This is a genomic window from Pseudomonas sp. LBUM1670 (assembly GCF_059695695.1).
Map to the genome: position 1 here is coordinate 3672323 of NZ_CP166783.1, position 23482 is coordinate 3695804.

Below are 23482 nucleotides of genomic sequence, written 5' to 3' on the forward strand. Positions count from 1 at the left end.
GGATTCGGACGAATAACAAGATTCCATTAGCCACGCCCGCTGACACCGGGCCAACGAAGAACTTTGAACCATGGCCACTATCCACGTAGACGGCAAAGCGCTCGAAGTCGACGGGGCAGACAACCTGTTACAGGCATGTCTGTCGCTAGGCCTCGATATTCCTTACTTCTGCTGGCACCCCGCCCTTGGCAGCGTTGGCGCTTGCCGCCAGTGCGCGGTCAAGCAGTACACCGACGAAAACGACACCCGCGGTCGCATCGTCATGTCCTGCATGACCCCTGCCACCGATGGCACCTGGATCTCCATCGACGATGAAGAATCCAAGGCCTTTCGCGCCAGCGTTGTTGAATGGCTGATGACCAACCACCCTCACGACTGCCCGGTCTGTGAGGAAGGCGGTCACTGCCACCTGCAAGACATGACCGTGATGACCGGTCACAACGAGCGCCGTTATCGCTTCACCAAGCGTACTCACCAGAACCAGCAACTGGGCCCGTTCATTTCCCACGAAATGAACCGCTGCATCGCTTGCTATCGCTGCGTGCGCTTCTATAAGGACTACGCCGGCGGCACCGACCTCGGCGTGTTCGGCGCCCACGACAACGTGTACTTCGGTCGCGTTGAAGACGGCACCCTGGAAAGCGAGTTCTCCGGCAACCTCACCGAGGTCTGCCCGACCGGTGTGTTCACCGACAAGACTCACTCCGAGCGTTACAACCGCAAGTGGGACATGCAGTTCTCGCCGAGCATCTGCCACGGCTGCTCCAGCGGTTGCAACATTTCCCCGGGCGAGCGCTACGGTGAACTGCGTCGGATCGAAAACCGCTTCAACGGTTCGGTCAACCAGTACTTCCTGTGCGACCGTGGCCGTTTCGGCTACGGCTACGTCAACCGCGAAGACCGCCCGCGTCAGCCACTGCTGGCCAACGGCACCAAGCTGAGCCTCGACGAAGCGCTGGATAAAGCCGCTGACCTGCTGCGCGGTCGCAACATCGTCGGTATCGGTTCGCCCCGCGCCAGCCTCGAAAGCAACTACGCGTTGCGCGAACTGGTCGGCGCCGAGCACTTCTACTCCGGCATCGAAGCCGCCGAGCTGGAGCGCATCCGTCTGGTCATGCAGGTGCTGAAAGACAGCCCGCTGCCGATCCCGAACATGCGCGACATCGAAGATCACGATGCGATCTTCGTCCTCGGCGAAGACCTGACCCAGACTGCCGCCCGTATGGCGTTGTCCCTGCGTCAATCGGTCAAAGGCAAGGCCGAAGACATGGCCGACGCCATGCGTGTTCAACCTTGGCTCGATGCTGCGGTGAAGAACATCGGTCAGAACGCGCTGAACCCGCTGTTCATCGCCAGCCTGGCTGAAACCAAGCTCGACGACATCGCCGAAGAATGCGTTCACGCCGCTACGGACGATCTGGCGCGCATCGGTTTCGCCGTGGCTCACGCCCTCGACGCCAGCGCTCCAGCGGTTGAAGGCCTCGATGCTGAAGCTCTCGAGCTGGCCAAGCGCATTGCCGACGCCCTGCTCGCAGCCAAGCGTCCACTGATCATTGCCGGCACCTCATTGGGTTCCAAGGCGCTGATCGAAGCCGCCGCGAACATCGCCAAAGCCCTGAAGCTGCGCGAGAAGAACGGTTCCATCAGCCTGATCGTGCCTGAGGCCAACAGCCTTGGCCTGGCCATGCTCGGTGGCGAATCGGTCGACGCCGCGCTGCAAGCGGTCATCGACGGCAAGGCTGACGCCATCGTCGTGCTGGAAAACGATCTGTACACCCGCACCGACAAAGCCAAGGTCGATGCTGCCCTGAACGCCGCGAAAGTGGTGATCGTGGCGGACCATCAGAAAACCGCCACCAGCGATCGCGCGCACCTGGTTCTGCCAGCCGCCAGCTTTGCTGAAGGCGACGGTACGCTGGTCAGCCAGGAAGGTCGCGCCCAGCGCTTCTTCCAGGTTTTCGATCCGAAATACATGGACGCGAGCATCCTGGTTCACGAAGGCTGGCGCTGGCTGCATGCCCTGCGCGCCACCCTGCTGAACCAGCCGATCGACTGGACCCAACTGGACCACGTCACTGCTGCCGTGGCTTCGAGCACACCGCAACTGGCGCGCATCGTCGATGCCGCACCGTCCGCCGCGTTCCGCATCAAAGGCATGAAACTGGCCCGCGAACCGCTGCGTTACTCCGGTCGTACCGCCATGCGCGCCGACATCAGCGTGCACGAACCGCGTACTCCGCAAGACAACGACACCGCGTTCAACTTCTCGATGGAAGGTTATTCGGGCTCGGTCGAACCGCGTCAGCAAGTGCCATTCGCCTGGTCTCCGGGCTGGAACTCGCCGCAAGCCTGGAACAAGTTCCAGGACGAAGTCGGTGGTCACATCCGCGCTGGCGACCCGGGCACCCGCCTGATCGAAAGCAGCGGTGACTCGCTGAACTGGTTCGCTGCTGTTCCGCGTGCGTTCAACCCGGCGCCGGGCACCTGGCAGGTCGTGCCGTTCTTCCACCTGCTCGGCAGCGAAGAGAACTCTTCGAAAGCCGCACCGGTTCAGGAACGCATTCCGGCCGCCTACGTCGCTTTGGCCAAGTCCGAAGCGGATCGTCTGGGTGTCAATGACGGTGCTCTGCTGAGCTTGAACGTTGCCGGTCAGACCCTGCGTCTGCCGCTGCGCATCAACGAAGAGCTGGGTGCCGGTCTGGTTGCATTGCCGGCCGGTATCGCCGGCATTCCGCCAGCGATCTTTGGCAAATCCGTTGACGGTCTGCAGGAGGCAGCGCTATGACTTGGTTCACTCCTGAAGTGATCGACGTGATCATCTCGGTCATCCAGGCCATCGTGATTCTGCTCGCCGTTGTGGTCTGCGGCGCGTTGCTGAGCTGGGTCGAGCGTCGTTTGCTCGCCCTCTGGCAGGACCGTTACGGTCCGAACCGCGTCGGTCCGTTCGGCGCGTTCCAGATCGCGGCCGACATGATCAAGATGTTCTTCAAGGAAGACTGGACGCCACCGTTCGCCGACAAGATGATCTTCACCCTGGCACCGGTCGTGGCCATGAGCGCCCTGCTGATTGCCTTCGCGATCATCCCGATCACCCCGACCTGGGGCGTTGCGGACCTGAACATCGGCATTCTGTTCTTCTTCGCCATGGCCGGTCTGTCGGTCTACGCGGTGCTGTTCGCAGGCTGGTCGAGCAACAACAAGTTCGCCCTGTTGGGCAGCTTGCGGGCTTCGGCGCAAACCGTGTCGTACGAAGTGTTCATGGGCCTGTCGCTGATGGGCATCGTGATCCAGGTCGGCTCGTTCAACATGCGCGACATCGTTGATTATCAAGCGCAGAACCTGTGGTTCATCATTCCGCAGATCTTCGGTTTCCTGACCTTCTTCATCGCCGGCGTCGCCGTGACTCACCGTCACCCGTTCGACCAGCCGGAAGCGGAGCAGGAACTGGCCGACGGTTACCACATTGAATACGCCGGCATGAAATGGGGCATGTTCTTCGTCGGTGAGTACATCGGCATCGTGCTGATTTCGGCGCTGCTGGTAACCTTGTTCTTCGGTGGCTGGCACGGTCCGTTCGGCATTCTGCCGCAGATCCCGTTCATCTGGTTCGCGCTGAAAACCGCGTTCTTCATCATGATCTTCATCCTGCTGCGCGCCTCGATTCCGCGCCCACGGTATGACCAAGTGATGGACTTCAGCTGGAAGTTCTGCCTGCCGCTGACCCTCGTCAACATGCTGGTGACCGCTGCGATCGTGTTGCTCAACACGCCCGCCGTCGCGGCTCAGTGAGGATAGAGAATCATGAAGTACATTTTTGACATCGTGCATGGCTTCTTCACCCAGCTTCGCAGCCTGGTGATGATCTTCGGCCATGCCTTCCGCAAGCGCGACACGCTGCAGTACCCGGAAGAAGCCGTGTACCTGCCGCCGCGCTACCGTGGCCGTATCGTCCTGACCCGCGACCCTGATGGTGAAGAGCGTTGTGTAGCCTGCAACCTGTGCGCCGTGGCCTGCCCGGTCGGCTGCATCTCGCTGCAGAAAGCTGAAACCGAAGACGGTCGCTGGTATCCGGACTTCTTCCGCATCAACTTCTCGCGCTGCATTTTCTGCGGCCTCTGCGAGGAAGCCTGCCCGACCACCGCGATCCAGCTGACACCGGATTTCGAGATGGCCGAGTTCAAACGTCAGGACCTGGTTTACGAGAAAGAAGATCTGCTGATCTCCGGCCCCGGCAAAAACCCTGATTACAACTTCTATCGTGTTGCAGGTATGGCGATTGCCGGGAAGCCGAAAGGCTCCGCGCAGAATGAAGCCGAACCGATCAACGTGAAGAGCTTGCTGCCTTAAGGAAGAAAGATGGAATTCGCTTTCTATTTCGCATCGGGTATCGCTGTGGTGTCCACGCTTCGCGTGATCACCCACACCAACCCTGTGCACGCCCTGCTCTACCTGATCATTTCGCTGATCGCCGTGGCGATGACGTTCTTCGCCCTCGGCGCACCGTTTGCCGGTGTTCTGGAAGTGATCGCCTACGCTGGCGCCATCATGGTGCTGTTTGTGTTCGTGGTGATGATGCTGAACCTGGGCCCGGCCTCGGTTCAGCAGGAGCGCGTCTGGCTCAAGCCCGGCATCTGGCTCGGCCCGGTCATTCTCGGTGCCCTGCTGCTGGTTGAACTGCTGTACGTGCTGTTCGCCCATCAGAGCGGTCAGGCCGTCGGCCACACCACCGTAGACGCCAAGGCCGTGGGCATCAGCCTGTTCGGTCCTTATCTGCTGGTGGTCGAACTCGCCTCGATGTTGCTGCTCGCCGCAGCCGTGACGGCGTTCCACTTGGGCCGCAACGAAGCCAAGGAGCAATGACGATGCCTGCTATCCCTATGGAGCATGGTCTGGCGGTCGCCGGCATCCTGTTCTGCCTCGGTCTGGTCGGCCTGATGGTCCGCCGCAACATACTCTTCGTGCTGATGAGCCTGGAGGTCATGATGAATGCCTCCGCTTTGGCGTTCATCGTTGCCGGTAGCCGCTGGGCGCAGCCGGATGGACAAATCATGTTCATCCTGGTGATCAGCCTGGCAGCCGCCGAGGCCAGTATCGGCCTGGCGATTCTGTTGCAGCTGTATCGCCGCTTCCACACTCTCGATATCGACGCTGCCAGCGAGATGCGCGGATGAATCTTCTCTATCTGACTTTCGTATTCCCTCTCATAGGTTTCCTGCTGCTGTCGTTCTCCCGTGGACGCCTCTCGGAAAACCTGTCGGCGCTGATCGGCGTCGGTTCCATCGGCTTGTCTGCCATCGTCACGGCCTACGTGATCTGGCAATTCAACGTCGCGCCACCTGAAGGCGGTCACTACACCCAGGTGTTGTGGCAGTGGATGGCGGTGGAAGGCTTCACGCCGAACTTCGCGCTGTACCTGGATGGTCTGTCCCTGACCATGCTCGGTGTGGTCGTCGGCGTCGGCTTCCTGATCCACCTGTTCGCGTCCTGGTACATGCGCGGTGAAGCCGGCTACTCGCGCTTCTTCGCCTACACCAACCTGTTTATCGCCAGCATGCTGTTCCTGGTCCTGGGCGATAACCTGTTGTTCCTGTACTTCGGCTGGGAAGGCGTGGGCCTGTGCTCGTACCTGTTGATCGGTTTCTACTACAGCAATCGCAACAACGGTAACGCCGCACTCAAAGCCTTCATCGTGACCCGCATCGGCGACGTGTTCATGGCCATCGGCCTGTTCATCCTGTTCGCCCAACTGGGCACGCTGAACGTTCAGGAACTGCTGGTGCTGGCACCGCAGAAATTCCAGGCCGGCGACTTCTGGATGGTCATGGCCACCCTGATGCTGCTGGGCGGCGCTGTCGGTAAATCGGCGCAACTGCCGCTGCAAACCTGGCTGGCGGATGCGATGGCCGGTCCTACCCCGGTTTCGGCACTGATCCACGCCGCGACCATGGTGACCGCCGGTGTCTACCTGATCGCCCGTACTCACGGCCTGTTCACCCTGGCGCCGGAGATCCTGCACCTGGTTGGCATCGTCGGCGGCGTGACCCTGGTTCTGGCCGGTTTTGCCGCGCTGGTCCAGACTGACATCAAACGTATCCTCGCCTACTCGACCATGAGCCAGATCGGCTACATGTTCCTGGCGCTGGGCGTGGGCGCCTGGGATGGCGCGATCTTCCACCTGATGACCCACGCCTTCTTCAAGGCGCTGCTGTTCCTTGCCTCTGGTGCGGTGATCGTTGCCTGCCACCACGAGCAGAACATCTTCAAGATGGGCGGCCTGTGGAAGAAACTGCCACTGGCCTACGCCAGCTTCATCGTCGGCGGCGCGGCCCTGGCGGCCCTGCCACTGGTGACCGCAGGCTTCTACTCCAAGGACGAAATCCTTTGGGAAGCGTTCGCCAGCGGCAACAACGGTCTGCTGTACGCCGGTCTGGTCGGTGCGTTCATGACGTCGCTGTACACCTTCCGCCTGATCTTCATCGCGTTCCACGGTGAAGCGAAGACCGAAGCGCACGCCGGTCACGGCATTGCTCACTGGCTGCCACTGTCGGTGCTGATCGTATTGTCCACCGCCATTGGCGCGATGATCGTTCCGCCGCTGCACGGCGTACTGCCGCAAAGCGTCGGCCATGCCGGCGGCGAAGCCAAGCACAGTCTGGAAATCGCTTCGGGCGCCATCGCCCTGGCCGGTATCCTGCTGGCCGCGCTGCTGTTCCTCGGCAAGCGTCGTTTCGTCACTGCAATCGCCAACAGCGGCATCGGCCGCTTCCTTTCGGCCTGGTGGTTCGCTGCCTGGGGCTTCGACTGGATCTACGACAAACTGTTCGTCAAGCCATACCTGGCGATCAGCCACGTACTGCGCAAAGACCCGCTCGACCAGACCATCGGTCTGATCCCGCGTATGGCCAAAGGCGGTCACTCCGCCCTGAGCCGTACCGAAACCGGTCAACTGCGTTGGTACGCGGCCTCGATGGCAGCCGGCTCCGTGCTGGTCATCGGCGCCATCGTGCTGGTAGCGGTCTGAATATGAACCTTGCGAACTTGCGAAAGGAATTGAGCCCGTCATGATTCTGCCTTGGCTAATCCTGATCCCCTTCATCGGCGGCCTGCTGTGCTGGATGGGTGAGCGCTTCGGCGCCACCCTCCCCCGCTGGATTGCGCTGATCACCATGTCCCTGTTGCTCTCCCTCGGCCTCTGGCTGTGGGCTAACGGTGACTATTCATTTGCCCCGGCGCCTGGCGCCGACCCGACCTGGGCGCTTGAGTTCAAGCACATCTGGATCGAGCGCTTCGGCATCAGCGTGCACCTGGCCCTCGACGGCCTGTCGCTGCTGATGATCATGCTGACCGGTCTGCTGGGTGTCCTCTCGGTACTCTGCTCGTGGAAAGAAATCCAGCGTCACGTTGGCTTCTTCCACCTGAACCTGATGTGGATCCTGGGCGGTGTCGTCGGCGTGTTCCTCGCCCTCGACCTGTTCATGTTCTTCTTCTTCTGGGAAATGATGCTGGTGCCGATGTACTTCCTCATCGCGCTCTGGGGTCACAGTTCTTCGGACGGCAAGAAAACCCGGATCTACGCGGCGACCAAGTTCTTCATCTTCACTCAGGCGTCCGGCCTGATCATGTTGGTGGCGATCCTGGGCCTGGTATTGGTCAACTTCAACGACACCGGCGTGATTACCTTCAACTACGCCGACCTGTTGAAAACCAAGATGTCGCTGACCACCGAGTACATCCTGATGCTCGGCTTCTTCATCGCCTTCGCGGTGAAGCTGCCTGTGGTGCCGTTCCACTCCTGGTTGCCTGACGCTCACGCCCAGGCGCCAACAGCGGGTTCGGTCGACCTGGCCGGTATCTTGTTGAAAACCGCTGCGTACGGTCTGCTGCGTTTCGCCCTGCCACTGTTCCCGAATGCGTCGGCCGAGTTTGCGCCGATCGCCATGACCCTCGGTCTGATCGGGATCTTCTACGGCGCGTTCCTGGCTTTCGCACAAACCGACATCAAGCGTCTGATCGCCTTCTCGTCCGTTTCCCACATGGGCTTCGTATTGATCGGCATCTACTCCGGCAGCCAACTGGCGCTGCAGGGCGCGGTGATGCAAATGCTGGCGCACGGTCTGTCGGCCGCGGCACTCTTTATCCTCAGCGGTCAGTTGTACGAGCGCACCCACACCCGCGACATGCGTGAAATGGGTGGCCTGTGGTCGAAGATTGCTTACCTGCCGGCCCTCAGCCTGTTCTTTGCAGCGGCGTCCCTGGGCTTGCCGGGCACCGGTAACTTCGTGGGTGAGTTCCTGATCCTGATCGGTACCTTCCCGTTCGCTCCGTGGGTCACCATCATCGCGACGTCCGGTCTGGTGTTCGGTTCGGTCTACTCGCTGATCATGATCCACCGTGCGTACTTCGGTCCGGCCAAATCGGACGCGGTACTGCATGGCATGGACGGTCGCGAACTGATCATGGTGGTCGGGCTTGCGGCGCTGCTGATCTACATCGGCGTGTACCCGCAACCGTTCCTCGATACCTCTGCTGCGACGATGCATGGCGTGCAGCAATGGCTCGGCACCGCCTTCACTCAACTCGCTTCGGCCCGGTAAGAGCGCTATGGAATTCACGACTCAACACTTTATCGCGCTAGCGCCGTTGTTGATCACCAGCGCCACGATCATCGTGGTGATGCTGGCGATCGCCTGGCGCCGCAACCACTCGCAGACCTTCCTGATTTCCGTGGCGGGTCTGAACCTGGCGCTGCTGTCGATCCTGCCAGCCCTGAAAGTCGCACCACTGGCTGTGACTCCACTGCTGCAGATCGATAGCTTCGCTTGCTTGTACATGGCGCTGATCCTGGTCGCCACCCTCGCCTGTGTGACCCTCGCCCACGCCTACCTCGGCGATGGCGGTTCGGGCTACCCGGGCAACCGCGAAGAACTGTACCTGCTGATCCTGATGTCCGCCGCCGGTGGCCTGGTTCTGGTCAGCGCGCAGCACCTGGCCGGGTTGTTCGTCGGTATGGAACTGCTCTCGGTGCCGGTCTACGGTCTGGTGGCTTACGCCTTCTTCAACAAGCGTTCGCTGGAAGCCGGTATCAAGTACATGGTGCTGTCGGCCGCCGGTTCCGCGTTCCTGTTGTTCGGTATGGCCCTGCTCTACGCCGATTCCGGCAGCCTGAGCTTCGTCGGTATTGGCCAAGCGCTCGCGGCTACGGGTCTGCCGAGCTCGCTGGCGCAACTGGGCCTGGGCATGATGCTGATCGGTCTGGCGTTCAAGCTGTCGCTGGTGCCGTTCCACCTCTGGACCCCGGACGTTTACGAAGGTGCTCCGGCACCGGTGGCCGCGTTCCTGGCGACTGCTTCGAAAGTCGCTGTGTTCGCGGTGATGGTGCGTCTGTTCCAGATCTCGCCAGCGGCGAGCAGCGGTGTACTCAGCGACGTGCTGACCATCATCGCCATCGCGTCGATCCTGTTCGGTAACCTGCTGGCCCTGACCCAGAGCAACCTCAAGCGTCTGCTGGGTTACTCGTCCATCGCGCACTTCGGTTACCTGCTGATCGCCCTGGTGGCGAGCAAGGGTCTGGCCGTGGAAGCCATTGGCGTGTACCTGGTCACCTACGTGATCACCAGCCTCGGCGCCTTCGGCGTGATCACCCTGATGTCCTCGCCGTACAACGGCCGTGACGCCGATGCGCTGTACGAATACCGCGGCCTGTTCTGGCGCCGTCCGTACCTGACCGCCGTCCTGACCGTGATGATGCTGTCCCTGGCCGGTATCCCGCTGACCGCGGGCTTCATCGGCAAGTTCTACATCATCGCCACCGGTGTCGAGTCGCACCAATGGTGGCTGGTCGGTTCCCTGGTACTGGGCAGCGCCATCGGCGTGTTCTACTACCTGCGCGTCATGGTCACCCTGTACCTGATGGAACCAAACCTGCGTCGCCACGATGCGCAACTGCACTGGGAACAACGTGCAGGCGGCGTGATGCTGCTGGCCATCGCCGTACTGGCGTTCTTCCTCGGGCTGTATCCGCAGCCGCTGCTGGCACTGGTTCAGCAGTCGGGGTTGGCGGGTTGATCGCTTAGCGACACTCGGTAGAAAACAGAAACGGCACCTTCGGGTGCCGTTTTTGCGTTTGATCTTGATACTTGTGAGTGGCCATTAGTAATCGGTTGTCAGGGATGGCCTCTTCGCGAGCAAGCCCGCTCCCACATTGGATCTCCTGTGACCACAAAATATGTGAACACTCGGGATTAACTGTGGGAGCGGGCTTGCTCGCGAAGGCGGTGGCACAGGCAAAATTGAAAACGGCACCTTCCGGTGCCGTTCGCCTTTCACAGTCCAGCCATTACTTACGCGCGTCTGCCCATGATTTCAGCAGTTCGTTGTAGTTCACGGTTTCACCCTTCGGCTTCTCGTTCGCCAATTTCGGTTTCGGTGCGCCCGGCTGATCGAACCAGTATTGCGCATCTCGTTCGGGGTTCATTTTCGGTGCGCAGGTGGCTTGCGCCTTCGAGCGTTCCAGACGGGTCATGATCGCATCCTGATCCTTGGCCAGACCGTCGAGTGCCTGTTGCGGGGTTTTCTCGCCGCTCGCGGCTTCGGCAATGTGGCTCCACCACAGTTGCGCCAGACGCGGATAGTCCGGCACGTTGGTTCCGGTCGGTGTCCATTGCACACGGGCCGGGCTGCGGTAGAACTCCACCAGGCCACCGAGTTTCGGTGCCAGGTCGGTCATGGCCTGCGAGTTGATGTCCGACTCGCGGATCGGGGTCAGGCCGACGATGGTTTTTTTCAGCGAAACGGTTTTCGACGTTACAAACTGCGCATAGAGCCAGGCGGCGAGTTTCTGTTTCTCAGGCGTGGACTTCATGAAAGTCCAGGAACCCACGTCCTGATACCCCAGCTTCATGCCCTCCTCCCAGTACGGTCCGCGTGGTGACGGCGCCATGCGCCATTTCGGCGTGCCGTCTGCGTTCATCACCGGCAGACCCGGCTTGGTCATGTCGGCGGTGAATGCGGTGTACCAGAAGATCTGCTGGGCGATGTTGCCCTGGGACGGCACCGGACCGGATTCGGAGAAGGTCATGCCCGCCGCTTCCGGTGGCGCGTACTTCTTCAGCCAGTCCACATATTTGGTGGTGGCAAATACCGCCGCCGGGCCGTTGGTGTCGCCGCCACGGGTTACGCTGGAGCCGACCGGATGGCAGTCCTCGACGCGGATGCCCCACTCGTCCACCGGCAAACCGTTGGGGATGCCTTTGTCGCCGGCGCCGGCCATGGAGAACCAGGCGTCGGTGAAGCGCCAGCCCAGCGACGGGTCTTTTTTGCCGTAGTCCATGTGCCCGTATACGCGCTTGCCGTCGATTTCCTTGACGTCTTCGCTGAAGAACCTGGCGATGTCTTCATAGGCTGACCAGTTCACCGGTACGCCCAACTCGTAACCGTACTTTTCCTTGAACTTGGCTTTCAGGTCCGCACGCTCGAACCAGTCGGCGCGGAACCAGTACAGGTTGGCGAACTGCTGGTCGGGCAACTGATAGATCTTGCCGTCCGGCGCGGTGGTGAAGGAGATGCCGATGAAGTCCTTGATGTCCAGGGTCGGCGAGGTGAAGTTCTTGCCCTCGTTGGCCATCAGGTCAGTGATCGATTCGGTCTTGCCGTAGCGAAAGTGCGTACCGATCAGGTCCGAGTCGTTGACCCAGCCGTCATAGATGTTTTTGTCCGATTGCATCTGGGTCTGCAGCTTTTCCACCACGTCGCCTTCCTGCAGCAGGTCGTGGGTCAGCTTGATCCCGGTGATTTCGGTGAAGGCCTTGGCCAGCGTTTTCGACTCATACTCGTGGGTGGCGATGGTTTCCGACACCACCTTGATGCTCATCCCGCGAAACGGCTCGGCCGCCTTGATGAACCACTTCAGCTCTTCGAGCTGTTGTTCGGGCGTCAGCGTGGATGGCTTGAACTCACTGCCGATCCATTTCTTCGCGGCGTCTTCATAGGCATCGGCCCAGGCCGAAGCGCTCAGACCGCTGAGTGCCAGCATGGCTGCCAATGAAATGCTATGTCGCAGCTTATTGTTTTTGTCGAACATAGAGACCTCCTTATTGGGTTTCGGAGCAACTTTGCCGAGCGATTCGACTAGCCCCAACGCATCACAGCCAACAGCCACACCAGGGACAACGCGGACGCTACCCAGATGCTCCAGTCGGTGACGCCGATTACCAGCAAATGCAGGTAGGCGCTGCCGAGAAGACCGATAAACAGCCGATCGCCACGGGTGGTGGCAATCGGCAAAAAACCACGCCGAAGAATGCTCGGCGAACGCAGTTCCCAAGTCGTCATGCCGACCAGGACCACGCCAATGACGCAGAAAAACGTTGCCGTCGGGACGGTCCAGCTCATCCATTCCATCATCAGTTCCTCATACCCGGCCCAGGGCAAAGCCCTTCGCCACATGGTTACGGACAAACCAGATCACCAGCATGCCCGGCAGGATAGTCAACACCCCCGCCGCCGCCAGCACGCCCCAGTCGATCCCGGACGCCGAGACCGTGCGGGTCATCACCGCCGCAATAGGCTTGGCGTTTACCGACGTCAGCGTCCGCGCCAGCAGCAGCTCGACCCAGGAAAACATGAAGCAGAAAAACGCTGTCACACCGATGCCGGAGCCAATCAGCGGAACAAAGATCTTCACGAAGAACTTGGGAAAACTGTAGCCATCAATGTAGGCGGTTTCGTCGATTTCTTTCGGAACGCCGGACATGAAGCCCTCAAGAATCCACACCGCCAACGGCACGTTAAACAGACAATGCGCCAGTGCCACCGCGATGTGCGTGTCGAACAGACCGATCGAGGAATACAACTGGAAGAACGGCAACAGAAACACCGCCGGCGGCGCCATGCGGTTGGTCAACAACCAGAAGAACAGGTGCTTGTCGCCCAGGAAGCGATAGCGCGAAAACGCATACGCTGCCGGCAACGCCACGCTCAGGGAAATCACCGTGTTCAGGCTCACGTAGTACAGCGAGTTGAGGTAACCGGTGTACCAGGCCGGGTCGGTGAAAATCACCTTGTAGTTGGCGAATGTGAAATCCTGCGGAAACAGGGTCAGGCCGCTGAGGATTTCGGTGTTGCTCTTGAAGGACATGTTCAGCAGCCAGTAGATCGGCACCAGCAGGAACAGGATGTAGATCAGCAATGGAATCAGCTTTCTCTTGCTCATGATGGGCCTCAGCGGTTGGCGTCAGAGTGAGTCATGGCGGTGTAGAACAGCCAGGACACCAACAGGATGATCAGGAAGTACACCAGCGAGAAAGCCGCCGCCGGGCCGAGGTCGAACTGCCCGATGGCCATCTGCGTCAGGGTCTGACTGAGGAAGGTCGTGGCATTCCCCGGTCCGCCGCCCGTGAGCACGAACGGTTCGGTGTAGATCATGAAACTGTCCATGAACCGCAGCATCACCGCGATCAACAGCACGCTCTTGAGCTTGGGCAACTGGATGTGTCGGAAAACCGCCCAGGCCGATGCGCGATCAATCCGCGCGGCTTGGTAATACACGTCCGGAATCGCCCGCAACCCGGAGAAACACAACAACGCCACCAACGACGTCCAGTGCCAGACGTCCATCACCAGCACCGTGACCCAGGCGTCCATGGTGTTCGCCGCATAGTTGTAGCTGATGCCCATGGCATTGAGGCTCGACCCTAGCAAACCAATGTCGGCCCGGCCGAAGATCTGCCAGATCGTCCCGACCACGTTCCAGGGAATCAGCAGCGGAATGGCTAGAATGATCAGCACCAACGACGACCAGCGGCCCTTGGTCGGCATGGTCAGGGCGATGGCGATGCCCAGCGGGATTTCGATCAGCAACACGCAGCCGGAGTAGATGAACTGACGGAGTAGCGAGTCATGCAAGCGGGGATCGAGCAGCACCTGCTTGTACCAGTCAGCGCCGACGAAGTAGCGGCTGGACTGGTCGAAGATGTCCTGCACCGAATAGTTGACCACGGTCATCATCGGGATCACCGCACTGAACGCCACCAGTAAAAACACCGGCAGGACCAGCCACCAGGCCTTGTTGTTCTGCACCTTATTCATGGCTGCACCTCCAAGAGGTAATCGTCGGCATAGACCATCAACCACTGCGCCGGGAAACTGATATACGCCGTGCCTTCCGGCACCGGTTTGTCTTCCGCCAACCTCACTTTCAACGGCGCGCCATCGAGGTTCAGGGTCATGATCTTGTAGGTGCCGAGGTCTTCGACGTGTACGACCTGTGCCTTCATTGCGTCGTCAAACGGCTCGTCCCACACATGCACGAATTCCGGACGGATGCCGACCTTCAGGGTTTTCCACTCGGACTCAGCGATGCGTTGCTGCTGCGCCTCGGACAAAGGCAAGTGCGTCGAGGCGAATCCGACGCCACCCGGTTGCGGCTGCACCTCGATCAGGTTCATGCCCGGACTGCCGATGAAGTAGCCGACAAACGTGTGGCTCGGCCGTTCGAACAATTCCCGTGGCGTACCGAATTGCACGATCTGCCCGCCGTACATCACCGCAATCTTGTCGGCAAAGGTCGAGGCCTCCAGTTGATCGTGGGTGACGTAGACCATGGTGATGTTGAACTGCTCGTGGATCTGCTTGAGCTTGCGCCGCAGTTTCCACTTCAGGTGCGGGTCGATCACGGTCAGCGGCTCATCGAAGAGGATCGCCGACACGTCATCGCGCACCAGTCCGCGGCCCATGGAGACTTTCTGTTTTTCGTCGGCGGTGAGGTTGCGCGCCTTCTTGCTCAGCAGCGCCTGAAGGTCGAGGACTTCAGCGATTTCCTGGACCTTGGTATGAATTTTCGCCTCGGCCATGCCCTGATTGCGCAGCGGAAACGCCAGGTTGTCGAACACCGTCATGGTGTCGTAGACCACCGGAAACTGGAAAACCTGAGCGATGTTGCGCTTCTCCGGGGTCAGGTCGTTGACCGCCTTGCCATCGAACAGCACATGCCCCTGGGACGGACTGAGCAACCCGGAAATGATGTTGAGCAAGGTCGACTTGCCGCAACCCGAAGGCCCGAGCAACGCATACGCACCGCCCTGCTCCCAGACGTGGTCCATCTCGCGGATCGCGTAATCCTCGGGGCCGGTTGGCGTGCGGGTGTAACTGTGGGCGAGGTTCTGCAAACGGATTTCGGCCATCAGGCAACCCTCGCGATACGGCGACCGGGCGCCTGGACCAGACGTCCCTGCGCATCGAACACAAACAGTTTATGGGTCGGTATGTAGATGCGAATCGGCGCATCGACGTCGTATTCGTGCACGCCGGGCAAATGCAGCACCAACAGGAAATGCTCGTTGCGCACGTGCAGGAAGGTTTCCGAACCGCTGATCTCGGCGACCTCGACGGTCACCGCCAGTTCGAGATCATCGTCGTTGCTCGGCACCAGCGAGATATGGCTCGGACGCACGCCGAAGCGGAACTCGCCCTCGCCTACCGGGCGCAAATCCACGTTCAACGGGAAGTGCACGAAATTGGCGAAGCTGACTTCGTTGCCGGCGATGCGCCCCGGCATCAGGTTGATCGGCGGCTCGGAGAACAGCTCCGCCGCCAGCACCGATTGCGGCTGGTGATAGACCTCGGCGGACTTGCCGCTCTGGATCACCCGCCCTTCATGAAGAATGGTGGTGGTGCCGCCCAGCGCCAGCGCTTCGTTGGGCTCGGTGGTGGCGTAGATGGCGATGGTGTGCCGCGCCATGAACAGCTCGCGCATTTCCTGGCGCAGTTCCTCGCGCAGTTTGTAGTCGAGGTTGACCAGCGGTTCGTCGAACAGGATCAGCTCGGCGTCCTTGACCAATGCGCGGGCCATGGCCGTACGCTGTTGCTGGCCGCCGGAGAGTTCCAGCGGGTAGCGCTGGAGAAACTTCTCGATGCGCAGCATCTTCGCGGTTTCCAGCACTTTGCTCTGAATCAGCTCGTTGGAAACACCGCCCTGGCGCAACGGCGAGGCGATGTTCTCGAACACCGTCATGGTCGGGTAATTGATGAACTGCTGATAGACCATCGACACGTTGCGCAAACGCACCGGGCGTTGGGTGACGTCGACGCCGTTCATCAGGATGCGGCCGCTGTCGGGCTTGTCCAGACCGGCCATCAGGCGCATGAGACTGGTTTTGCCGGACAGCGTGCGGCCGAGTAAAACGTTGAAGGAACCGGGTTCAAAACTAAGGCACGCATCGTCGATCCAGGTCTGGCCCTCGACGGTGCGGCTGACGTGCTCCAGAGTGAGTGACATGGCTCGGCCTTTTTATTATTGGAGTCAAGCGACTGGAGCAGTAGAGCGAGTTTCATGCCAGGAATTGCAAGTTATTGATCTGGTTTGAAAAACCCTTATCAAGAGGAAAAGCCGAGTTCGTTGCTGAACAGAAATGAACAACCGTGACTGAACAATTGAACAGTTCAAAGATTGACAATGAACAATAGTGAACAACACTCTACGGACTGTTCGCGCTACCTGTAGGAGCCAGGCAAGCCGGCTCCTACAGAACGCTTCGGGCGCAAGGACAGAATTGCAAAACCTGTGGGAGCGGGCTTGCTCGCGAAAGCGGTGTGTCGGTCGACATCGATGCTGACTGACACACCGCTTTCGCGAGCAAGCCCGCTTCCACAGGGGGAATACCTATAACAACAATAAAAGCGTTACTCAGAGGCTGACTGTCATGGCCGCACCTGCCCCCGCGTTATCCCACGACGCCATCATCCAGGACTCCTGGTCCCGATGCCGCGCGTTTGGTCTCGATCACCAAAGCGCCCCCGCATTCGATCAACTGCCCGCCGAAGGCATCGCGCAGTTGCTGGAAAGCCAGCACTCACTGGTGCAGACCACCCATCAGGAAGTCCTGCCGTATTACGAGAACATTCTGAGCAATTCCAATTGCCTGATCATGCTCGCCGACAATCAGGGCCAAGTCCTGACTTCCTGGGGCACCCAGCGCTTTATCGAGCCGAGCCTGACCCGCGGTTTCAGCGCGGGCGCGAGCTGGATGGAGCGCTGCAGCGGCACCAATGCGATCGGCACCGCGCTGGCCTGCGAGCAGGCGGTGCACATCGAGCACGATGAACACTTCCTCAAGGCCAACCGCTTCATGACCGGTTCCGCCGCGCCGATTTTCGATGCCGAACGCAAAGTCATCGCGGTGCTGGACGTGTCCAGCGACAGTTACTTGCCGCCGTCCCACACCCTCGGCATGGTCAAGATGATGAGCCAGACCGTGGAAAACCGGCTGATCCTCAACTTGTTCCATGGCCAGCACTTTCAACTGACGTTCAACACCGGGTTGAACAACCTCGACAGCCAATGGGCCGGGTTGCTGATTTTCGATGAGAGCGGCCAAGTGCTCTCAGCCAATCGCCGGGCCGACAATCTATTGGGTATCAGCCTGTCGCGGGTCAGTGTCGAGAGTCTGTTCAAGGTGTCGCTGCTGGAACTGCTGAATCAGCCGGATGGCTTGCCCTTCTCCCTCCAGGCCTCCGGGCGCAACCGCTTCCAGTGTCTGTTGAAGCGTCCGAAACAGGCACCGATTCAGGCGCGGCTATTCTCTGAAACAAAGAGTGCTGAACCCGCTACGACCGCGCCCGCCGCGATCAGCCTCAATACGCTGCACTTTGGCGACAGTCGCGTTGAAAAAGCCGTGCGCCAGGCTGAGCGCTTGCTGGAAAAAGACATTCCGCTGTTGATTCACGGCGAAACCGGGGTCGGCAAGGAAGTGTTCGTCAAAGCCCTGCATCAGGCCAGCTCTCGCAGCAAACAACCGTTCATTGCCGTCAACTGTGCAGCGATCCCCGCCGAACTGGTGGAGTCCGAGCTGTTTGGCTACGAGAAAGGTGCGTTCACCGGCGCGAATCAGAAAGGCAGCATCGGGCTGATCCGCAAGGCTGACAGAGGCACGCTGTTCCTCGATGAGATTGGCGACATGCCATTGCCGACTCAAGCGCGGCTGTTAAGGGTGTTGCAGGAACGATGCGTTCAACCGGTGGGCAGCAGCGAGTTGTACCCGGTGGACATTCGCATCATCTCGGCGACAAACCGCTCGTTGCGCGAGCAGGTTCAGTTGGGCCGGTTTCGCGAAGATCTTTATTACCGGATCGGCGGTTTGACCCTGGAATTGCCACCACTACGGGAACGCAGCGACAAGCAGGCATTGTTCAAACGGTTGTGGGAGCAGCATCGCGATCCGTCGCAGTGGGCCGGGTTGAGCCGTGAAGTGATGGAGTTGTTCAGCCGTCATCCGTGGCCGGGGAATTTAAGGCAGGTCAGCAGCGTGATGCAGGTGGCGTTGGCGATGGCCGAGGAACAACCGGTACGGCCGGAGCATTTGCCGGATGATTTTTTTGTCGATCTGGAGATGGAGCCGGTGGATTCGCCGGAAAGCCTGGCGGTGGACTTGAATGATGCCGAGGATTTGAATCGGCAGTTGCAGGCGGCTGGGGGGAATATTTCGCACTTGGCGCGGCGGTTGGGCGTGAGTCGGAACACCCTTTACAAGCGATTGCGCCAGGCTGAGTGACAAGCTAGCCGCACCTGCTGTGTTCGGCTTGAGACCTTCGCGAGCAAGCCCGCTCCCACAGTAGTCCGAGGTGCATTCCGATTTCGCGAACGACGCATCCCCCCTGTGGGAGCGGGCTTGCTCGCGAAGGCGTCATTCGAGACACCACAGCACTTGCGCCCAACCCAAAAACAAAAACCCGCACAAGGCGGGTTTTGTTTTTTAGCAATCACAGCAATCAGTCAGCCAGACGCCAGGTCGTGCCGCCCTTGCCGTCTTCCAGCACCACGCCCATCGCGGTGAGCTGGTCGCGGATACGGTCGGATTCCGCCCAGTCTTTACCCGCACGAGCCGCCAGGCGCGCAGCAATCAGCGCATCAACCTCAGCCGCATCAACCCGCCCTTCAGCACCGGCCTGCAGGAAGTCATCAGCCTCAAGCTGCAACACCCCCAACACACTGGCCAGTTCCTTCAAACGCGCCGCCAGACCCGCCGCCGCATCAAGATCGCTCTCGCGCAGACGGTTGATCTCGCGAACCATCTCGAACAGCACCGCGCAGGCTTCCGGCGTGCCGAAGTCGTCGTTCATCACCTGAGTGAAACGCTCGACAAAGGCTTCGCCGCCAGCAGGCGCCACGCTCGGCAGGCCTTTCAACGCATGGTAGAAACGCTCGAGTGCGCCTTTGGCGTCCTTGAGGTTGTCTTCCGAATAGTTGATCGCGCTGCGGTAATGGCTCGACACCAGCAGGTAACGCACGACTTCCGGGTGATACTTTTCCAGCACGTCGCGAATGGTGAAGAAGTTGTTCAAGGACTTGGACATCTTCTCGCCATTGATGCGAATCATGCCGCAATGCATCCACGCGTTGGCGTAGGTCTTGCCGGTGGCCGCTTCGCTCTGGGCGATTTCGTTTTCGTGGTGCGGGAACTCGAGATCGCTGCCGCCGCCATGAATGTCGAAGGTCTCGCCCAGGCAGCAGGTCGACATCACCGAGCACTCGATGTGCCAGCCCGGACGACCGTCGCCCCACGGCGATGGCCAGCTCGGCTCACCCGGCTTGGCGCCTTTCCACAGCACGAAGTCCAGCGGGTCCTGTTTCGACTCGTCGACTTCGATCCGCGCGCCGATGCGCAGGTCTTCAATCTTCTTGCGCGACAGTTTGCCGTAACCCATGAACTTGGCGACGCGGTAGTACACGTCGCCATTGCCCGGTGCGTAGGCGTAACCCTTGTCGATCAGGGTCTGGATCATCGCGTGCATGCCGGGAATATGCCCGGTGGCGCGCGGTTCCATGTCCGGCTTCTGGATGTTCAGGCGCGCTTCGTCTTCGTGCATCGCCGCGATCATGCGCTCGGTCAAGGCTTCGAACGACTCGCCGTTCTCGTTGGCCCGATTGATGATCTTGTCGTCAATGTCGGTGATGTTGCGCACGTAAGTCAGGTCGTAGCCGCTGAACCGCAACCAGCGGGTCACCAGGTCGAACGCGACCATGCTGCGGCCATGGCCCAGGTGGCAGTAGTCGTACACGGTCATCCCGCAGACGTACATGCGCACCTTGTTGCCATCCAGCGGCTTGAAGACTTCTTTGCTCTTGGTGAGCGTGTTGTAGATCGAAAGCACGTTAGAGGTTCCTTGAATCACTGGCCCCACGAATCACGCAAGGTCACGGTACGGTTGAACACCGGACGACCTGGTTTCGAGTCCTTGATATCCGCGCAGAAGTATCCTTCGCGCTCGAACTGGAAACGGTCCTCCGGCTGTGCGTTGCCCAGCGAAGGCTCGGCACGACAACCAGTGAGTACTTGCAGCGAATCAGGGTTGATGTTGTCCAGGAAACTGGCGCTGTCTTCGGCCTTTTCAGGGTTCGGCGAGCGGAACAGGCGATCGTACAGACGCACTTCGCACTCGACGCTGGCCGCGGCCGGCACCCAGTGAATCACGCCTTTGACCTTGCGGCCTTCAGGGTTCTTGCCCAGGGTTTCCGGGTCGTAGGAGCAACGCAGTTCGACGATGTTGCCATCGGCGTCCTTGATCGCTTCGTCGGCACGGATCACGTAGCTGCCGCGCAGACGCACTTCGCCAGCCGGTTCCAGACGCTTGTAGCCTTTTGGCGGCTCTTCCATGAAGTCTTCACGGTCGATGTAGAGCTCACGGGCGAACGGCAGAACGCGCACGCCCATGTCTTCTTTCGGGTGGCACGCCAGTTCGAGGTTCTCGACCTGCCCTTCCGGGTAGTTGGTGATCACGACTTTCAGCGGACGCAGCACGCACATGGCGCGCGGGGCGCTGTGGTCGAGGTCGTCACGGATGCTGAATTCAAGCATGCCGAAGTCGACCACGCCGTCGGAACGGTTGGTGCCGATCATTTCGCAGAAGTTGCGGATCGATTTTGGCGTGTAGCCACGGCGGCGGAAGCCGGACAGCGTGGACATGCGCGGATCGTCCCAACCGTGAACGTGCTTTTCATCGACCAGCTGCTTGAGCTTGCGCTTGCTGGTGATGGTGTAGTTCAGGTTCAGACGGCTGAATTCGTATTGGCGCGGGTTTGCCGGGACAGGCAGGTGCTCGAGGAACCACTCGTACAGCGGACGATGGCTTTCGAACTCCAGGGTGCAGATCGAGTGGGTGATGCCTTCGATGGCGTCCGACTGACCGTGGGTGAAGTCGTAGTTCGGGTAGATGCACCACTTGTCGCCGGTCTGGTGGTGATGCGCGTGACGGATGCGGTACATGATCGGGTCGCGCAGGTTCATGTTCGGCGAGGCCATGTCGATCTTGGCCCGCAGCACGCGTGCGCCGTCCGGGAATTCACCGGCGCGCATGCGGGCGAACCAGTCGAGGTTTTCTTCCACGGAGCGATCACGGAACGGGCTGTTCTTGCCCGGCTCGGTCAGGCTGCCACGGTATTCCTTGGCCTGTTCCGGGCTCAGGTCATCGACGTAGGCCTTGCCGGCCTTGATCAGCTCGACGGCCCAGTCGTGCAACTGGTCGAAATACTGCGAGGCGTAGCGCACTTCGCCGGACCATTCGAAGCCCAGCCATTTGACGTCGCTTTCGATCGCGTCGATGTATTCCTGGTCTTCCTTGGCCGGGTTGGTGTCGTCGAAACGCAGGTGGGTGACGCCGCCAAACTCCTGGGCCAGACCGAAGTTCACACAGATCGACTTGGCGTGACCGATGTGCAGGTAACCGTTGGGTTCAGGCGGGAAACGGGTGACGATCTGCGTGTGCTTACCCGAGTCCAGGTCCGCCTGGATGATCGGGCGCAGGAAATTGACCGGCACGGCAGGGCCGGTCTTGGAATTCGAGGTAGGGTCGACAGTGGGCTTGCTCATAGGATCCTTGAACGTACAAGTGCGCGGCCAGTTGGCCAAATCAAAGCGGCGGTTAAAACAAAGGGGCTTATCATAGCCGATGCCGTCAAGCCGCTGACAGTACAGGCCGGAAAACGGCTGCATTTAATCGGATGCAAATGAAAAACAGCCTCGAAATTCGCGCCCGGCACGCTAAACTGCGCACCTCGGCCGACATCGGCCGGACCGGTTGAGGGCTCAACAGCCTCGAAACCCACGAATTTCTAAAAGAGTACCGATCATGACCCAAGTCAAACTGACCACCAACCATGGCGACATCGTCCTGGAACTGAACGCTGAAAAGGCACCGCTGACGGTTGCCAACTTCATCGAATACGTCAAAGCCGGTCACTACGAAAACACCGTTTTCCACCGCGTCATCGGTAACTTCATGATCCAGGGCGGCGGTTTCGAGCCAGGCATGAAAGAAAAGAAAGACAAGCGCCCAAGCATCCAGAACGAAGCCGACAACGGCCTGCCGAACGAGAAGTACACCGTGGCCATGGCCCGCACCATGGAGCCGCATTCGGCTTCCGCCCAGTTCTTCATCAACGTCGCTGACAACAGCTTCCTGAACCACAGCGCCAAGACCACTCAGGGCTGGGGCTACGCGGTATTCGCCAAAGTCGTTGAAGGCACCGACGTTGTCGACAAGATCAAAGGTGTTTCCACCACCATGAAATCCGGCCACCAGGATGTGCCAGCAGAAGACGTGATCATCGAGAAAGCCGAGATCATTGAGTGATACTGCTGATTTCAGATTTGCATCTGGAAGAGGAGCGCCCGGACATTACCCGGGCGTTTCTGGATTTGCTCGCCGGGCGCGCCCGCTCGGCGAGTGCGTTGTACATCCTGGGCGACTTTTTCGAGGCGTGGATTGGCGACGATGCCATGACGCCCTTTCAGCGCTCCATCTGCCAGGCCCTGCGCGAACTCAGCGACAGCGGCACGGCCATTTTTCTGATGCACGGCAATCGCGACTTCATGCTTGGCCAGGCCTTTTGCAAACAGGCCGGCTGTACGTTGCTGAAAGACCCGAGTGTCGTGCAGCTCTACGGCGAGCCGGTGCTGTTGATGCACGGCGACAGCCTCTGCACCCGCGACGAGGCTTATATGAAGCTGCGTCGTTACCTGCGTAACCCGATCACCCTGTTCATCCTGCGCCACCTGCCCCTGCGCACTCGCCATAAACTGGCGCGCAAACTACGCAGCGAAAGCCGTGCGCAAACGCGGATGAAGGCCAATGACATCGTGGATGTCACGCCGGAAGAAGTGCCGCAGGTGATGCAGGTCTATGGCGTGAAAACGTTGATTCATGGCCATACCCATCGCCCCGCTATCCACAAGTTGCAGATTGGCGAGCAAGCGGCCAAACGGATCGTGCTGGGGGATTGGGATCGTCAGGGCTGGGCGTTGCAGGTGGATGAGCAAGGGTTTGCGTTGGCGCCGTTCGACTTCATCCCGCCGCCACAACTCGCGCCCCCCGCAAACTAACTGCCCAACACAAAACCCAGTGTGGGAGCGGGCTTGCTCGCGAAGGCGGTGTGTCAGTTGGCATTGATACTGGATGACACACCGCTTTCGCGAGCAAGCCCGCTCCCACA

General features: G+C 60.1%; 19 protein-coding genes. 11 read left to right on the forward strand and 8 right to left on the reverse strand.

The features are described from left to right. The first annotated feature begins 70 nt into the window (after window positions 1-70). Genes nuoG through nuoN form a run of 8 tightly spaced genes read left to right on the forward strand, consistent with a single transcriptional unit; the run spans window position 71 to window position 10065 of the window. Complete coding sequence (gene nuoG, locus ACA073_RS16655) at window positions 71-2785, forward strand: NADH-quinone oxidoreductase subunit NuoG (protein WP_497397863.1); 2715 nt, start codon at window positions 71-73, stop codon at window positions 2783-2785. Next, entirely contained in the window at window positions 2782-3789 is a 1008-nt protein-coding gene (gene nuoH, locus ACA073_RS16660; protein ID WP_214377217.1) for an NADH-quinone oxidoreductase subunit NuoH, read from the forward strand. Before nuoG ends, nuoH begins: the two co-directional genes overlap by 4 nt. 12 nt (window positions 3790-3801) lie before the next feature. Continuing rightward, complete coding sequence (gene nuoI, locus ACA073_RS16665; RefSeq protein WP_157712570.1) at window positions 3802-4347, forward strand: NADH-quinone oxidoreductase subunit NuoI; 546 nt, start codon at window positions 3802-3804, stop codon at window positions 4345-4347. Window positions 4348-4356: 9 nt separating this feature from the next. Further along, window positions 4357-4860, forward strand: a complete 504-nt coding sequence (gene nuoJ / locus ACA073_RS16670; protein ID WP_497397866.1) for an NADH-quinone oxidoreductase subunit J — start codon at window positions 4357-4359, stop codon at window positions 4858-4860. A 2-nt stretch (window positions 4861-4862) separates the two neighbouring features. Further along, the gene (gene nuoK, locus ACA073_RS16675; RefSeq protein WP_007946416.1) at window positions 4863-5171 is read left to right on the forward strand and encodes an NADH-quinone oxidoreductase subunit NuoK; all 309 of its coding nucleotides are present in this window, start codon (window positions 4863-4865) and stop codon (window positions 5169-5171) included. Next, window positions 5168-7021, forward strand: a complete 1854-nt coding sequence (gene nuoL, locus ACA073_RS16680) for an NADH-quinone oxidoreductase subunit L (RefSeq protein ID WP_497397868.1) — start codon at window positions 5168-5170, stop codon at window positions 7019-7021. Before nuoK ends, nuoL begins: the two co-directional genes overlap by 4 nt. A gap of 40 nt (window positions 7022-7061) precedes the next feature. Continuing rightward, on the forward strand, window positions 7062-8594 hold the full coding sequence (gene nuoM / locus ACA073_RS16685; RefSeq protein WP_497397870.1) for an NADH-quinone oxidoreductase subunit M: 1533 nt from the start codon (window positions 7062-7064) through the stop codon (window positions 8592-8594). A gap of 7 nt (window positions 8595-8601) precedes the next feature. Further along, window positions 8602-10065, forward strand: coding sequence for an NADH-quinone oxidoreductase subunit NuoN (gene nuoN / locus ACA073_RS16690; protein ID WP_497397872.1), 1464 nt, complete (start codon window positions 8602-8604; stop codon window positions 10063-10065). Window positions 10066-10336: 271 nt separating this feature from the next. Here nuoN and ACA073_RS16695 read toward each other — a convergent pair whose 3' ends face one another. The 6 genes from ACA073_RS16695 to ACA073_RS16720 are packed head-to-tail and all read right to left on the reverse strand — an operon-like array spanning window position 10337 to window position 16273. Further along, window positions 10337-12079 carry an ABC transporter substrate-binding protein gene (locus ACA073_RS16695; protein ID WP_497397874.1) on the reverse strand — a complete coding sequence of 581 codons (1743 nt, stop codon included), beginning with the start codon at window positions 12077-12079 and terminating at the stop codon, window positions 10337-10339. 47 nt (window positions 12080-12126) lie between these two features. Beyond that, window positions 12127-12399, reverse strand: a complete 273-nt coding sequence (locus ACA073_RS16700; protein ID WP_497404128.1) for a DUF2160 domain-containing protein — start codon at window positions 12397-12399, stop codon at window positions 12127-12129. Between the two features lie 10 nt (window positions 12400-12409). Next, a complete protein-coding gene (locus ACA073_RS16705; RefSeq protein ID WP_017339615.1) occupies window positions 12410-13210 on the reverse strand; it encodes a carbohydrate ABC transporter permease in 801 nt (266 codons plus the stop codon). An 8-nt stretch (window positions 13211-13218) separates the two neighbouring features. After that, the gene (locus tag ACA073_RS16710; RefSeq protein ID WP_033057091.1) at window positions 13219-14085 is read right to left on the reverse strand and encodes a carbohydrate ABC transporter permease; all 867 of its coding nucleotides are present in this window, start codon (window positions 14083-14085) and stop codon (window positions 13219-13221) included. Then, window positions 14082-15179, reverse strand: a complete 1098-nt coding sequence (locus ACA073_RS16715; protein ID WP_497397876.1) for an ABC transporter ATP-binding protein — start codon at window positions 15177-15179, stop codon at window positions 14082-14084. The genes ACA073_RS16710 and ACA073_RS16715 overlap by 4 nt, the downstream gene beginning before the upstream one ends. Then, a complete protein-coding gene (locus ACA073_RS16720; RefSeq protein WP_497397878.1) occupies window positions 15179-16273 on the reverse strand; it encodes an ABC transporter ATP-binding protein in 1095 nt (364 codons plus the stop codon). The genes ACA073_RS16715 and ACA073_RS16720 overlap by 1 nt, the downstream gene beginning before the upstream one ends. Before the next feature lie 424 nt (window positions 16274-16697). Between ACA073_RS16720 and ACA073_RS16725 the strand changes: the two genes are divergently transcribed. Next, window positions 16698-18545 carry a sigma-54-dependent Fis family transcriptional regulator gene (locus ACA073_RS16725; protein ID WP_497397880.1) on the forward strand — a complete coding sequence of 616 codons (1848 nt, stop codon included), beginning with the start codon at window positions 16698-16700 and terminating at the stop codon, window positions 18543-18545. A gap of 217 nt (window positions 18546-18762) precedes the next feature. Here the strand turns inward: ACA073_RS16725 and cysS are convergent, their stop codons facing one another. Beyond that, window positions 18763-20145: a cysteine--tRNA ligase gene (cysS, locus tag ACA073_RS16730; protein WP_497397882.1), complete on the reverse strand. Its 1383-nt coding sequence runs from the start codon at window positions 20143-20145 to the stop codon at window positions 18763-18765. A gap of 17 nt (window positions 20146-20162) precedes the next feature. Then, window positions 20163-21860, reverse strand: coding sequence for a glutamine--tRNA ligase/YqeY domain fusion protein (locus ACA073_RS16735; RefSeq protein WP_497397884.1), 1698 nt, complete (start codon window positions 21858-21860; stop codon window positions 20163-20165). A gap of 259 nt (window positions 21861-22119) precedes the next feature. Here ACA073_RS16735 and ACA073_RS16740 point away from each other — a divergent pair, with 259 nt between their 5' ends. Further along, window positions 22120-22623, forward strand: coding sequence for a peptidylprolyl isomerase (locus ACA073_RS16740; RefSeq protein WP_309674259.1), 504 nt, complete (start codon window positions 22120-22122; stop codon window positions 22621-22623). Then, window positions 22620-23372, forward strand: coding sequence for a UDP-2,3-diacylglucosamine diphosphatase (gene lpxH, locus ACA073_RS16745; protein ID WP_497397886.1), 753 nt, complete (start codon window positions 22620-22622; stop codon window positions 23370-23372). The genes ACA073_RS16740 and lpxH overlap by 4 nt, the downstream gene beginning before the upstream one ends. Window positions 23373-23482: the final 110 nt, after the last annotated feature.

Coding starts and splice junctions, on each gene's coding strand:
- nuoG (WP_497397863.1), top strand. CDS start 71: ATGGCCACTATCCACGTAGACGGCAAAGCGCTCGAAGTCGACGGGGCA.
- nuoH (WP_214377217.1), top strand. CDS start 2,782: ATGACTTGGTTCACTCCTGAAGTGATCGACGTGATCATCTCGGTCATC.
- nuoI (WP_157712570.1), top strand. CDS start 3,802: ATGAAGTACATTTTTGACATCGTGCATGGCTTCTTCACCCAGCTTCGC.
- nuoJ (WP_497397866.1), top strand. CDS start 4,357: ATGGAATTCGCTTTCTATTTCGCATCGGGTATCGCTGTGGTGTCCACG.
- nuoK (WP_007946416.1), top strand. CDS start 4,863: ATGCCTGCTATCCCTATGGAGCATGGTCTGGCGGTCGCCGGCATCCTG.
- nuoL (WP_497397868.1), top strand. CDS start 5,168: ATGAATCTTCTCTATCTGACTTTCGTATTCCCTCTCATAGGTTTCCTG.
- nuoM (WP_497397870.1), top strand. CDS start 7,062: ATGATTCTGCCTTGGCTAATCCTGATCCCCTTCATCGGCGGCCTGCTG.
- nuoN (WP_497397872.1), top strand. CDS start 8,602: ATGGAATTCACGACTCAACACTTTATCGCGCTAGCGCCGTTGTTGATC.
- ACA073_RS16695 (WP_497397874.1), bottom strand. CDS start 12,079: ATGTTCGACAAAAACAATAAGCTGCGACATAGCATTTCATTGGCAGCC.
- ACA073_RS16700 (WP_497404128.1), bottom strand. CDS start 12,399: ATGGAATGGATGAGCTGGACCGTCCCGACGGCAACGTTTTTCTGCGTC.
- ACA073_RS16705 (WP_017339615.1), bottom strand. CDS start 13,210: ATGAGCAAGAGAAAGCTGATTCCATTGCTGATCTACATCCTGTTCCTG.
- ACA073_RS16710 (WP_033057091.1), bottom strand. CDS start 14,085: ATGAATAAGGTGCAGAACAACAAGGCCTGGTGGCTGGTCCTGCCGGTG.
- ACA073_RS16715 (WP_497397876.1), bottom strand. CDS start 15,179: ATGGCCGAAATCCGTTTGCAGAACCTCGCCCACAGTTACACCCGCACG.
- ACA073_RS16720 (WP_497397878.1), bottom strand. CDS start 16,273: ATGTCACTCACTCTGGAGCACGTCAGCCGCACCGTCGAGGGCCAGACC.
- ACA073_RS16725 (WP_497397880.1), top strand. CDS start 16,698: ATGGCCGCACCTGCCCCCGCGTTATCCCACGACGCCATCATCCAGGAC.
- ACA073_RS16735 (WP_497397884.1), bottom strand. CDS start 21,860: ATGAGCAAGCCCACTGTCGACCCTACCTCGAATTCCAAGACCGGCCCT.
- ACA073_RS16740 (WP_309674259.1), top strand. CDS start 22,120: ATGACCCAAGTCAAACTGACCACCAACCATGGCGACATCGTCCTGGAA.